Genomic DNA, 13,386 nt, shown 5'->3' on the forward strand with positions numbered 1-13,386 from the left:
TCAGGCCTCCTTCCCGAACAGTCCGGCGGGTCGAACCAGAAGGACGATAGCCATGATGACGAAGATGACGATGCTGGAGGCTTCCGGATAGAAGACCTTGGTCAGACCTTCCGCCAGCCCCAGCACATAGCCGGTGATGATGGCGCCGAGGATTGACCCCATGCCGCCGACAACCACCACGGCAAAGACCACGATGATGATGTTTGAGCCCATCAGCGGGCTGACCTGATAGATCGGCGCGGCCATGATGCCTGCAACACCGGCAAGGGCAGCACCCAGCGCATAGGTGAAGGTGAGGAGCAGCGGCACATTGATGCCGAAGGCCTTGACCAGTGTGGGGTTTTCAGTCGCGGCACGCAGATAGGCGCCGAGCTTGGTCTTTTCGATCAGGAGCCAGGTGCCGAGGCAGACGAAAAGCGAGGCAACAACCACCCAGGCGCGATAGTTCGGCAGGAACATGAAGCCGAGATTATGCCCGCCTGCCAGTGACGGCGGCACCGCATAGGGCTGACCGGCAGCGCCATAATAATAGCGGAACGTGCCTTCGATCACCAGCGCAAGGCCGAAGGTGAAGAGCAGGCCATAAAGCGGATCGAGGTTGTAAAGCCGCGACAGGGCCACGCGCTCGACGATCGCGCCACCCAGCCCGACGATGAGCGGGGCCAGGATAAGCGCTGGCCAGTAGCCGATGCCGAGCCAGCTCAACAACAAATAGCCGACGAAAGCACCCAACATATATTGTGCGCCATGGGCGAAGTTGATGATGCGAAGGAGCCCGAAGATGATGGCAAGGCCAAGGCTCAGCATGGCATAGAACGAGCCGTTGATGAGGCCGACCAGTAACTGCCCGAGAAGTGCCTGCAGAGGTATTCCGAAGATCATGGTCATTGTTTCAGACTCCCAGCGCGTGCGTGAGCGCCGCCATGCGGGCGGGCAGTTCGGCGGTCGGGAAGTTCTCCGTCACCACGCCATGGTCCATGAGATAGAAGCGATCAGCGACCTTGGCGGCAAAGCGGAAGTTCTGCTCGACCAGAAGCACGGTCATGCCGCGTTTTTTCAGTTCCACCAGCACATCGCCGATGCGTTGTACGATGACGGGCGCAAGACCTTCGGTCGGCTCGTCGAGCAGCAGCACCTTGACCCCGGTGCGCAGGATGCGGGCAATCGCCAGCATCTGCTGTTCGCCGCCCGAAAGCTTGGTGCCGGGGCTGTTGCGGCGCTCATGCAGATTGGGAAAGAGTTCGTAGATCTCATCCAGAGACATGATGCTCTGGCTGCCCCCTTGACCGCCCTTGGCGACGACCGGCGGCAAAAGCAGGTTTTCGTGCACGCTCAAGGTGGCGAAGATACCGCGCTCTTCCGGCACGAAACCGAGACCAGCATAGGCAATGCGGTGCAGCGGCACGCGCATGATGTCCTTGCCGTCGAGGGTGATGGAGCCAGTGCGCTTGCGGATGATGCCCATGATGGCGCGTAGCGTTGTCGTCTTGCCGACGCCGTTGCGGCCCAGAAGCGTGATTGTTTCGCCGGGCCAGATATCGAGGTCGACGCCATGCAGGGCGTGGCTTTCGCCATACCAGGCATTCAGCCCGCGCACGGACAGGAGCGGTTGGCCTTTATTCATGTTCGGTTCCCATATAGGCGGTGCGCACGCGCTCGTCCTTCGAGACGTCGGCATAGCTGCCGGAGGCGAGAATCTCGCCGCGTTGCAACACCGTGACATGGTGAGCGATATCGGCCACCACCTTGAGATTGTGCTCGACCATCAGCACCGCGCGATCCTTCGCCACGTCGGCAATGAGGGCGGCAATGGTGTGAACGTCTTCATGGCCCATGCCCGCCATCGGCTCGTCGAGCAGCAGCACTTTGGGGTCAAGCGCCAGCGTGGTGGCAATCTCGAGCGCGCGTTTGCGGCCGTAGGACAGATCGGCGGCCTGTGCATAACGGGCATCGGCCAGGCCGACGCGTTCCAGAAGCTCGGTCGCCTGTGCATCGAGCCGGTCGAGCGCCGAGAGCGAACGCCAGAACTGCGTGGCAAGCCCATTGGGGCGTTGCAGCGCAACCTTCACATTCTCCAGAACGGTCAGATGCGGAAACGTGGCCGAAATCTGGAACGAGCGCACCAGCCCCATGCGGGCCACCTTGGCCGGATCGGTCCTGGTGATGGTTTCGCCCAGAAGCGTGATCTCGCCGCTCGAAGGCTGCAAGAACTTGGTCAGGAGATTGAACACCGTGGTTTTGCCTGCGCCATTCGGGCCGATCAGCGCGTGAACGCGAGCATGTTCCACGTCGAGATCGACATTCTTGACCGCGTGAAAGCCGCCAAAAGACTTGCCCAGTCCGCGCGCCGACAGAACGGTCCTGCCGGATGAGCCGCCACCGTCCGGCCCTGCTTCATGCAGGGCCGCCATATTGCCAGTTGCTGCGTTCATTCAACCAGCCTCTTACTGCGTTACCAGCGGGCAGCCGCTTTCTTCCGGCTTCATGTAGGCCTGATCGCCGGGAATGGTATCCAACACCTTATAGTAATCCCAAGGCGCCTTGCTTTCATCAGGCTTCTTCACTTCCATCAGATACATGTCGTAGATCATGCGTCCGTTGGGGCCGACCTTGCCGTGACGAGCAAAGACATCTTCGACCGGCATTTCATGAAGCTTCTTGGCGACGGCTTCGGTTTCGTCCGTACCTGCTTCCTTGATCGCCTTCAAATATTGGGTGACGGCGGAATAGGTGCCTGCCTGGATCATGTTCGGCATGCGGCCTGTGCGCTCAAAGAAACGCTTGCCGAATTCACGCGATTCATCGTCGCGATCCCAGTAGAAGCCTTCCGTCAGCGTCAGGCCCTGAGCGGCTTCGAGGCCGAGACCATGCACTTCCGACAGGGTAAAGAGCAGGGCCGCGAGCCGCTGGCCACCGGCAACGATACCGAATTCAGCCGCCTGCTTGATAGCATTCGATGTGTCGAGACCCGCATTGGCGAGGCCGACCACTTTCGCGCCGGAGGCCTGTGCCTGCAGCAGGAAGGACGAGTAATCGGTGGTTGCCAGCGGGTGGCGCACGGAACCAAGCACCTTGCCGCCCTTGGATTCGACGAATTTGGTCGTCTGCTCTTCCAGCGAATAGCCGAAGGCGTAATCGGCGGTCAGGAAGAACCAGGTATCGCCGCCCTGCTGCACGAGCGAGCCGCCGGTGCCGACTGCAAGCGCATGAGTGTCATAGGCCCAGTGGAAGCCATAAGGCGTGCACTGCTTGCCGGTCAGTTCCGACGTGGCGGCACCAGTGTTGATGGTGATCTTTTTCTTGTCTTTCGACAGGGCCTGCACGGCGAGGCCGACTGACGAGGTCGTCAGTTCCATGATGGAATCGACCTGTTCGGTGTCGTACCATTGGCGCGCAATGTTCGAGGCGACGTCCGGCTTGTTCTGGTGGTCTGCCGTAATGATTTCAATCGGCGCATCGAGCACTTTGCCGCCGAAATCCTCAGCTGCCATCTTGGCAGCTTCGAACGACCATTTGCCGCCGAAGTCGGCATAGACGCCGGATTGATCGTTCAGAATGCCGATCTTGACCTTGCCGTCGGAAATTTCTGCCGCCGACGAGATAGCCGTGGCGGCGAAAAGCGCTGCCGTTGCAAGTGCGAGACATTTCATGAAGTGCTCCTCCCAATAACACCATAAACCGCAACGGAAAGCCGTACGGTATCCTCCTTATGAAGCAGTTTTTTCAGATGGGGCGGGGCCGTCTTCCTCACGACAAGCCACCCTCTGCTTCCGCCCGATTTGTTCCTCCGCTCGGGCGTTGAATTAGAACGGTAGCATTGACAAATGCGTACACGAATAACAATTTTTGAACAGTGTCTGTTCAAAAATGTACAGATAGAGCAGCATAAGCTGCTGCAATTGTTTGGGAGGGGTGCATGCGGCAGTTCACATGGGACGATCTGCAATATTTTCTGGCGGTTGCCCGCACCGGCCAGCTCTCCACGGCGGCACGGCAATTGCGCACCAGCCACGTCACTGTTCTGCGTCGGATCGACCGGTTGGAACAGGCGCTTGCGACCAAGCTTTTCGAGCGCAATCCGCGCGGCTATCTGCTGACGCCGATCGGCGAACGGCTGGTAACGTCTGCCGAAGTCATGGAACGTGAGGCGATGAAATTCCACACCGAAGCCACCGGTAATCTGGCGGCACTGTCGGGCGTCGTGCGCCTTTCGACGCTGGAAGGTTTCGGCAATTTCTTTCTTGCCGATCGCCTCCCGGTGCTGGCGCAATCCTATCCGAGCCTGTTTGTGGAGGTGGTGACGATCCAGCAGATCATGTCGCTATCGCGCCGCGAGGCGGAACTGTCGATTACACTGCATATGCCGCGCACCGGCCCCTATCACAGCGAGAAACTGACGCCTTATCGTCTCTTCATCTATGGTCATCGCGATTATCTCGAACGGCATCCGCCGATCAGGACGCGCGAGGACATGGCCCGGCATCCGTTCGTCGGTTACATCGACGATATGGTTTTCACGCCGGGCCTTGATTACATGCGCGAAATCCTGCCGGGGCAGCGCTGCACCTATCAAAGCTCCAGCATCCATGCGCAGCTTATCGCCACGCAGATCGGCTATGGGCTGTGTGTGCTGCCTTACTTCATCGCCAGCCGGCATCCGGAACTGGTTCCGGTTCTGCCGCGTGAGATGCATCTGGTGCGTGAATACTGGATGAGCTGCCACATTGATGTGGTGGCTGCACCGCGAATCCGGGTGCTGAGCGATTTCATGATCCGTTCTGTGCGCGAATCTTCAGCAATTTTCCTTGGGGAATCCTTGCTGCGGGCATGAATGATAGTGAGATGGTCGTTCGTTGCCGGTCAAAGCATTTCCAGCAAAAGTGCGAAGCGTCTACGCGGGGAAATCAGTTCACTGGACTGATTTCTGATCCCGCTTCGATGCGTAGGATAATGCGTAAAACAAAGAGATAGAGCGGCTCTACGATTCCGTCTTAACTGAAACCGCTCTAGATCGTACCGCCGCCAATGGCGAAAATGCATGTGATGACGAGCGCGGTAAAGCCGAACCCGATAATGAATAGATTAAGCGTTTTCATGTCCCCTCCCTTTCAACCCAGAGGCGTTATGTTCGACTTGCGGTAGAATGTCTACTCTAAATTGCATTCATCCAGACTAAAGTTGTGGAGCCTGATTTCAGACGGTTTCGCGCTCGATATCACGGCGAAGCACGATTGCTGTAGTGAGATCCTCTACAGTTTCATGGGTGGCGATGAGATCGCGCAAGCTGTTGAGCCGGTCTATGGAGGGAACTTCAACCTCGACAATCAAATCGAGCTGACCGCTCACCGAGGAGACCCGGCGCACTTCGGCATGACGCGCCAGTTCATCGAGGAGGCCGAGTGCCGGCGTGCGCTTGAGGCTGACCAGGATCATGGCGCGAATGACATTCTTGTCGATCTGGCCGATATCCGCCCTGTAGCCGCGAATGACACCATTCTTCTCAAGATTGGCGACGCGCTCTCCGGTTGCGCTGCGCGAAAGACCGATGCGGCCCGCCAGTGTTTTCAGCGGAATACGCGCTTCCTTGGATAGAATGGCCAGTATCTCGCGATCCTTCGCATCCAGTTCCCGCATGGTCGGTTCTTTCGTGTTGCCGTAAATGTGCCGGTCCATTCCGGCAATGTGCCGGTCTGACCGACGCCTTGTCTGATGCCTGAAAATCGCGGACATGCCAAGCTGATCCTGTGATCTCCCATTTATATTCAACCCGTGAAGCGCCTCCCATGACCGATATCTCGCATCCCGCCCCCGATTTTTCTGCGCAAGAGGCTGAAGTGCTGGCCCAGCTTCATTTCGGTGTGACGGCAAGTGCCTCGCCGCTCGACAGCGAGCGCGACCGCAATTTCCGGCTGAAGACGGGTAATGGATCAGGGGACTGGATTCTGAAGGTCGTGAATGCCAGCGAGCCGCGTGTCGAAAGCGAGTTCCAGACCGCGCTTCTGCAGCATTTGGCCATGGCCGATCCGGCGCTTGCCGTGCCACGCCTGAAGGCGAGCCTGTCGGGCGAGGTGCTGGCCTCTGCCGAAAAGGAACAGGGCAAGCCGCATGCGTTGCGGGTGGCAAGCTGGCTTCCCGGCACGCCGCTGGCCGAGGTCAGGCGCACGAACAGGCTGATGCACAATCTGGGCGGCGCGCTGGGGCAACTGGACCGCGCCTTGCAGGGCTTCATTCATCCGGGCGCCTTGCGTGATTTCGACTGGGACGTGCGCCATGCGGGCCGGGCCCGTGACCGTCTGCATTTCATCGACAAGCCGGAAGACCGCGCTGTCGTCGAGCGTTTCCTTGTCCGTTTCGAGCGCGATGTGGCGCCAAAGCTGCCGCTCCAACGCGCGCAGGTGATCCACAGCGACGCCAATGACTGGAATGTGCTGGTCGACCCACAGGACAATGAACGCATCGCCGGGCTGATCGATTTCGGCGATGCGGTTCACACCGTTCTGGTTGCCGAAGTGGCGATTGCCGCTGCCTATTCCATTCTGGATATGGACGACCCGATTGGTGCCGCCGCTGCCCTTGCTGCCGGGTTCCATGCGAAATATCCGCTTCTGCCGCAGGAAATCGATCTCATATTCGATCTGATTGCGATGCGCCTCGTCACAAGCGTCACGCTGTCGGCCTCACGTCGCGAGAAGACCGACGATAATCCTTATCTTGCGATCAGCGAAGCGCCTGCGTGGCGGCTTCTGCACAAGCTCGATGCCATGAACCCGCGCTTTGCCACCGCCATTTTGCGCAAGGCCTGTGGTTTCGATGCTGTCGACGGTGCGGGTGCGGTGCGTGACTGGATCAGCGCCAACCGAAAGAACTTCGCCCCTATCGTTCGCCCGCATCCGGCAACCATGACCAAGGCGCTGGTGCCCTATGGCGACCCGGCTCATGTGATGACGGTCGATTCTGCCGGGCAGCGCCCGAAGGAAGCCACCGCCTGGTGGGACGATTTCTGTGCCCGCAATCGTGTGGAACTGGGTATCGGCCCGTGGGGAGAAAAGCGCACCGTCTATACCGATGAGGCGTTCCGTTCCCGCTTTGTCGAAGGCGAGCGGCGTGTCCATCATCTGGGCCTCGACCTGTTCATGCCTGCAGGCACGCCCGTCTACACGCCGCTTGCAGCCACTGTGAAAAGCGTCGAGATCGAGACCGCGCCGCTTGGCTATGGCGGGCTGATCGCGCTGGAGCATCAGCCGGAAGGCTGTCCGCCTTTCATCACGCTTTGGGGCCATATGGCGCATGAGGCTGTGTCCCGCCTCAAGCCGGGGCAAAAGCTCGCCTCCGGTGATCTTGTCGGCGCTATGGGTGACATGCACGAGAATGGCGGCTGGACGCCGCATCTCCATTTCCAGATTTCGACCGATACCGGCCTCACGGCAGCGGAAATTCTGGGTGTCGGCGAGAATGCCTATCTCGATGTCTGGGCCGATATTTTCCCGGATGCCGCAGTCCTTGCCGATATTCCGGCGGAAGCCTTCCACCAGAAGGGACGCACGCGCGCCGAAATCGTCAGCGCCCGCAAGGACATTTTGCTGCCGAACCTCTCCATCTCCTATTCCGAGCCGATCAAGTTCGTGCGCGGCGAAGGGGCATGGCTGATCGACAATCGGGGCCGTGCCTATCTCGATTGCTTCAACAATGTCTGCCATCTCGGTCATGCGCACCCGGAAGTGGTGGAAGCGATCGCCAGGCAGGCTGCAACCCTCAACACCAATACGCGCTATCTGCATGACAACATCGTTTCCTATGCGGAGCGCCTGACAGCGACTTTGCCGGAAGGGCTGACAGTGGCCTCCTTTGCCTGCTCGGGCAGCGAGGCGAACAGTCTGGCGCTTCGTATGGCGCGGGCGCATTCGGGCCAGCGCGACGCGCTGGTGCTCGACTGGGCCTATCACGGCACGACGCAGGAGCTGATAGATCTCAGCCCCTATAAATATAAGCGCAAGGGTGGCAAGGGACGTCCGGACCATGTGTTCGAGGCCACCATCCCCGACAGCTACCGCGCGCCGGAAAACTGGCCGCTGGCGGAACATGGCAAGCGCTTTGCCGAAAGCATTGCCGAACAGATCGAGGCCATCAAAAGCCTTGGACGCGGCCCGGCTTACTTCATTGCCGAGTCGATCCCGAGCGTCGCCGGTCAGGTCTTCCTGCCGGAATTCTATCTGCAGGAAGTCTACGCGATGGTGCGGGCGGCTGGCGGTGTCTGCATCGCGGATGAGGTGCAGGTCGGCTTCGGCCGTGTCGGCAGCCACTGGTGGGCATTCGAAATGCAGGATGTGGTGCCGGATATCGTCACCATGGGCAAGCCCATCGGCAACGGCCATCCGATGTCGGCTGTGGTAACGACCCGCGAAATAGCCAACAGCTTCAACAATGGCATGGAATATTTCAACACATTCGGCGGCAATCCGGTGTCCTGCGCGGCGGGTCTGGCAGTACTAGATGTCATTGAGCGCAATGATCTGCGCCGCAACGCGCTCGACATCGGCAATTATCTCATCGACGGATTCCGCTCGATGCAGAAGCGCTTCGATGTCATCGGTGATGTGCGCGGGCAGGGGCTGTTCCTCGGTATCGAGCTGGTCACGGATCGCAAGACCAAGGAACCGGCAACGGCGCTGGCCAAGAAGATCAATGATGGCGCGCGCGAACGCGGCATCCTGATGGGGACCGAAGGTCCGTTCGACAATGTGCTGAAAATGCGCCCGCCGATGATCTTCACGCGCGCCAATGCCGATCATCTCTTAAGCGTTCTGGAGGATAGCTTCGCGGCTGCGCTGAAGTAGTTCGTAGTCGGATAACTGAACAAACAACAAGTCCGGCGGCATGTCGCCGGGCAATGGATCGGCTTTGTCGAAATTCTGGGCCGAAACTCTGGGAGGAGGAACAATGAAAAAGATAGTTTTGGGTTCGTTGTTGGCGGTGGGCTTTGCCCTGTCCGCTCAAAGCGGGGCGCAGGCGGATACGCTTTCGACCGTAAAGGAACGCGGCAAGATCAATTGCGGTGTCAGTCAGGGCGTTGCAGGCTTTTCGTCGCCTGACGATCAAGGCAAATGGACCGGCTTCGACATTGATTTCTGCCGCGCCGTATCGGCGGCAGTCTTCGGCGATCCTGACAAGGTGAGCTTCATTCCGCTTTCGACCAAGGAACGCTTCACGGCGTTGCAATCCGGCACTGTCGATCTGCTTTCGCGCCAGACCACCTGGACGCTCTCGCGCGATGCGGGCATGGGCGTCCATTTTGTCGGCACTGCCTATTATGACGGGCAGGGCTTCATGATCCGCAAGGATCTTGGCGTCGATAGCGCGTTGAAGCTTGATGGCGCGTCGGTCTGTACCGAACAGGGCACGACCACCGAACAGAACGTTGCCGATTATTTCAGCGCCAACAACATCAAATACGAGCCGGTGGTCATCGATTCTGCCGACGGTATTCTGAAGGCGTTCGAAACCGGTCGCTGCGATGTTTACACGACCGATGCATCCGCACTTTATGCGCAGCGTCTCAAGCTTGCCGAACCCGATGCTTTTACCGTTCTGCCGGAAGTGATTTCCAAGGAGCCGCTTGGACCTGCCGTTCGCCAGGGCGACGACAAATGGTTCAACATCGTTCGCTGGACCCTGTTTGCAATGCTTGAGGCAGAGGAACTGGGCATTACGCAGGCCTCGGCGGAAGCGGACCTCAATTCCAAGAAGCCGGATGTGCGCCGGTTCCTTGGAACCGAAGGCGACAGCGGCCAGCAGCTCGGCCTTGAGCCGAAATGGGCCTACAATGTCGTCTCAAAGATCGGCAATTATGGTGAAATGTTCGAACGCACCATCGGCAAGGGCAGCCTGCTCAAGATCGACCGTGGCATCAACGCGTTGTGGAACAAGGGCGGGCTGATGTACGCGCCGCCCGTAAAATAACAGGACTTATACCAAGGCGCTGAGATGCTAACACATCACGCCTTGAAAAAGTTCAATCGCCATTCGGGCTTAACCAAAGTCCAACGAGTTTTACTCAATGGACATAGAGCATTTCCTGTTTTGGTTCAATTTTTGGAAATGCTCTATCTATTTGTTTTTACGCATGTCTTTATCCCGAAACCGGTTCCCACTTTCGGGAGGCATGCTCTAGGTTTACAGCTCTTCGAGCAGATCGCCGAAGACTTCAATATCGCGCAGGCGCTTTCGTCCGGAAGCGCCTGCTTTTTCAATCGCCCGCGTGGTCAATAAATGGCAGAGCGCCATGACCGCGACGTGGTTGAACAGCGGGCCGGGCGCCAGTGTCTGGCAATGAAAATGCCATTGCGCGGAAGCCCGGAACGGTGCGCCTTCATCTGTGATATAGAGAAGTTTCGCGCCACGCTTTTCGATGGCGGCAAGAATGTCGTCCATCTTCGCGATACGGCGGCGAAGTGCGAAGACGATGACCATATCGTCAGGGCTGATGCTCGCAATATATTCGCCCAGTGTCTGGCCCGGTCCGGGAACCGCAACGATATTGTCCACCACCTGTATCATCTGCCATTGCAGGTAGGCCGCAAAAGGCTGACTGCTGCGAAAACCGAACACCCATGTCTTGCGCGCAGCAAGCATCGCATCCACAACGGCATCAATCTGCGTTTCGCGTATGGAAAGAAAAGTCTTTTCCAGATTGGCAATGCCCTGACCGACATGCGAAGACAGGGACTGCCCGCTCTCCGTGTCGGTGGCGCTCGACAGAAACAGGCGTGATCCGGTCTGTTTTTCTTCGCGAGCGTGACGTCGGGATTCTTCATAAGTGTCGTAGCCGAGACGCTGCACGAAGCGCGTCACAGTCGCGTTGGAAACATGGGCGAGTGCTGCCAGTTCCGACGCCGAATAACTCGCCAGTTCCCCCGGAAAATCACAGACGAATTCACCGAGCCTTTTTTCAGCTGGCGGCAGTTCGTCCATGACGTCTCTTACACGGGTCAGAAAGGACTTTTCGGTGGGTTTCATGGCCTGCCTGATGAAATCAGATTTTCAGAATGCCTAACTATTAGCAGCTTTTGATTATTTTTGCATCTTTTTCGCTCAAGGATTGTGCAGATTATCTATCTGAAAATAAACGATAAAAAAGTTCTTGTAAAAATCGATTTTCTGATGTTTGATTATGAAAAAATAATTTCATGCGGCTAATATCATGGGAGTTGGACCGTTATGGCAGGGGAACAAATGATACAATCCGGTGCGACATCACCGGCCATCAAGCAGATGGAAAATGCTTTGGGAAACATCGGTGTGACGACTGCGCACAAGCAGATTCTCGCGCTGATCCTGATCGGCTGTCTCTTTGACAGTTTTGAGCAGAATACGATTGGCCTTGTGGGGCCGATCCTTCGCGAACAATGGGGTTTGTCGGGTGCCGATATCGGTTTCCTCAACACCATCACCTTCGCAAGTGCGGCGGCAGGCCGTCTCCTGTCCGGCATTCTTGGTGACCGGTACGGTCGCCGTGTCATGCTGACAATCAATCTTCTTCTCTTCACCGTCGGTTCCGCACTTTGTGCACTCGCTCCGAGCTTCAGCTGGCTCTGCTTCGCCCGTGCCATTGTCGGTTTTGGTGTCGGCGGCGAAATCTCGACCGCGGTGACGATGCTTGCCGAATTCTGTTCGCCGAAGTTCCGCGGAACCGCCGCCGGTCTCGTCAATGTTGGCGCAGGTGGCTTCGGCAATTTCCTCGCACCGGCTTTCGGCCTGCTGGTCTTTACGCTCTTTCCGGGCGACGACAACTGGCGCTGGCTCTTCGCCGTATTGGCGATCCCGGCTTTCCTTGTCGTTTTCTTCCGCCGTTACGTACCGGAAACACCGCGCTTTCTGGCCTCACAAGGCAAGATCGACGAAGCAAACAAGGTGCTTTCCATTTTGGCGTCCGGAACACTCCGGCCCAAGAACCTGAAAGTCACCGAATATCTGTCGAAGATGGAAGATGGTGACACCAAGCCTGTCAAAGGCAACTGGAAGGAACTGTTTCAGGCCCCTTATCTTGGCCGTACGGTCCCCGTGGCGATCGCGATCCTGATGAGCTACGGCGCACAGCTTTCCGTGCTGACACTGATGCCTATGATCTTCGTTTCGATGGGCTATACGCTTTCGGGCAGCCTTCTTTACAGCATGATTATCCAGAGCGGCAGCGTGCTTGGCGCTATCGCGGCATCGGCCTTCGGCTATTATTTCCCGCGCAAGAAGGTTCTCAGTCTCGGTGCGGTCTGCGCCTGTGCCGCTGCGCTTTCGATCATTTATCTCGGCACGAACATCTATCTGGTGCTGTTCTTCGGAGCGCTGTTCCAGTTCTTCGTGCTGTTGCTGAACACGTCGATCTGGATTTACGCGCCGGAACTCTACCCGACCCGTATCCGCGGCTTCGGTGTGGCGCTCATCCTTGCGAGCGGCTCGGCGGCTGGCTCCTTCGTTCCGACGATTGCTGGCGCCTTGTTCGACACATATGGAATGCTCGGTGTCTTCGGCCTTGCAGCATCGATGTATGCCATCTTCGCATTCTGCATCCAGCTTGGGCCAGAAACCTATGGCCGGTCCATGGAAGACCTGACGCAGCCGGCGGAAGCCGAGGAGCCAACGGTCGATTTCACTAAAACTGCTAAAGAACAGGCCTGAACATGACTGCATCATCCCCTTATGTCCTGCTGATCAATCCAAACAGCTCGGAGGCAACGAGCGGGATGATGCTCGATATTGCCAGACGCAGGGCGGATGGACGGCTTCGGATTGAAGCAGCCACCGCCACGCGCAGCCCCTCGATGATCGTCAATGACGAGCAGCTTCACGCTTCTGCGGCACAGGTCATCGAAATCGGCAGGGGGCAGGATTCGAACTGCATCGGGGTCATCGTCAGCGCTTATGGCGATCCCGGTGTTGTGCATCTGCAGGAGAGCCTGGCAGTGCCGGTTCTCGGCATATGCGAGGCCTCGATGGTCGAGGCAACGCGGAACGGACGACGTTTCGGCATTGCGACAGTAACGCCGGATCTTGCCGATGCGATAGCGGCACGCGCGGAAAGCCTCGGCCTGTCGCATCTTTATACGGGTATTCGTTGCACGCCGGGCGATCCGGAAAAACTGGCAGGTGATGGTGAGCGTTTGCGCATGGAGCTGGAAGCGGCAGTGCAGCTTTGCATCACGGATGGTGCAGAGGCAGTTATCATCGGCGGCGGACCGCTAGGTGAGGCTGCGGAACAATTGCAGGGAAGCTTCGATGTTCCGATCGTCGCGCCGATCTCGTCAGCTGTGGAGCTGATGGTTGAAGCACTTGATAATCGGCAGGTTTGCGGAGAAGCGCAGGCTTGATTGCAAGAAACCCGGGCAGATGTTCGGG

Annotated in this window: 11 protein-coding genes; 5 read left to right on the forward strand and 6 right to left on the reverse strand. The window is 58.1% G+C overall.

Features of this window, described 5'->3' with window-relative positions; all coding sequences use genetic code 11:
• Genes HWX93_RS05045 through HWX93_RS05060 form a run of 4 tightly spaced genes read right to left on the reverse strand, consistent with a single transcriptional unit; the run spans position 1 to position 3,650 of the window.
• The gene (locus tag HWX93_RS05045; RefSeq protein ID WP_151677147.1) at positions 1-888 is read right to left on the reverse strand and encodes a branched-chain amino acid ABC transporter permease; all 888 of its coding nucleotides are present in this window, start codon (positions 886-888) and stop codon (positions 1-3) included.
• Positions 889-892: 4 nt separating this feature from the next.
• Positions 893-1,624: an ABC transporter ATP-binding protein gene (locus HWX93_RS05050; protein WP_176036712.1), complete on the reverse strand. Its 732-nt coding sequence runs from the start codon at positions 1,622-1,624 to the stop codon at positions 893-895.
• Entirely contained in the window at positions 1,617-2,432 is an 816-nt protein-coding gene (locus HWX93_RS05055; RefSeq protein ID WP_176036713.1) for an ABC transporter ATP-binding protein, read from the reverse strand. Before HWX93_RS05055 ends, HWX93_RS05050 begins: the two co-directional genes overlap by 8 nt.
• A gap of 12 nt (positions 2,433-2,444) precedes the next feature.
• A complete protein-coding gene (locus HWX93_RS05060) occupies positions 2,445-3,650 on the reverse strand; it encodes an ABC transporter substrate-binding protein (protein ID WP_109987344.1) in 1,206 nt (401 codons plus the stop codon).
• Between the two features lie 266 nt (positions 3,651-3,916).
• Here HWX93_RS05060 and HWX93_RS05065 point away from each other — a divergent pair, with 266 nt between their 5' ends.
• The gene (locus HWX93_RS05065) at positions 3,917-4,831 is read left to right on the forward strand and encodes a LysR family transcriptional regulator (RefSeq protein ID WP_109987343.1); all 915 of its coding nucleotides are present in this window, start codon (positions 3,917-3,919) and stop codon (positions 4,829-4,831) included.
• Positions 4,832-5,193: 362 nt separating this feature from the next.
• On the opposite strand, the gene HWX93_RS05070 is transcribed toward HWX93_RS05065, so the two are convergent.
• The gene (locus tag HWX93_RS05070) at positions 5,194-5,634 is read right to left on the reverse strand and encodes an Lrp/AsnC family transcriptional regulator (RefSeq protein ID WP_109987376.1); all 441 of its coding nucleotides are present in this window, start codon (positions 5,632-5,634) and stop codon (positions 5,194-5,196) included.
• A 149-nt stretch (positions 5,635-5,783) separates the two neighbouring features.
• Here HWX93_RS05070 and HWX93_RS05075 point away from each other — a divergent pair, with 149 nt between their 5' ends.
• Entirely contained in the window at positions 5,784-8,834 is a 3,051-nt protein-coding gene (locus tag HWX93_RS05075; protein ID WP_176036714.1) for an aminotransferase class III-fold pyridoxal phosphate-dependent enzyme, read from the forward strand.
• A 103-nt stretch (positions 8,835-8,937) separates the two neighbouring features.
• Positions 8,938-9,957 (forward strand): amino acid ABC transporter substrate-binding protein, encoded by a 1,020-nt coding sequence (locus HWX93_RS05080; RefSeq protein ID WP_109987341.1) that lies wholly within the window; start codon positions 8,938-8,940, stop codon positions 9,955-9,957.
• Positions 9,958-10,170: 213 nt separating this feature from the next.
• Here the strand turns inward: HWX93_RS05080 and HWX93_RS05085 are convergent, their stop codons facing one another.
• Positions 10,171-11,013, reverse strand: a complete 843-nt coding sequence (locus HWX93_RS05085; RefSeq protein ID WP_176036715.1) for a MurR/RpiR family transcriptional regulator — start codon at positions 11,011-11,013, stop codon at positions 10,171-10,173.
• A 201-nt stretch (positions 11,014-11,214) separates the two neighbouring features.
• On the opposite strand from HWX93_RS05085, the gene HWX93_RS05090 reads away from it, so the two are divergent.
• Complete coding sequence (locus HWX93_RS05090; protein WP_176036716.1) at positions 11,215-12,669, forward strand: MFS transporter; 1,455 nt, start codon at positions 11,215-11,217, stop codon at positions 12,667-12,669.
• Between the two features lie 2 nt (positions 12,670-12,671).
• Complete coding sequence (locus HWX93_RS05095; RefSeq protein WP_176036717.1) at positions 12,672-13,358, forward strand: aspartate/glutamate racemase family protein; 687 nt, start codon at positions 12,672-12,674, stop codon at positions 13,356-13,358.
• Positions 13,359-13,386: the final 28 nt, after the last annotated feature.

It is taken from the genome of Brucella tritici (assembly GCF_902825325.1).
Lineage (GTDB): Bacteria > Pseudomonadota > Alphaproteobacteria > Rhizobiales > Rhizobiaceae > Brucella.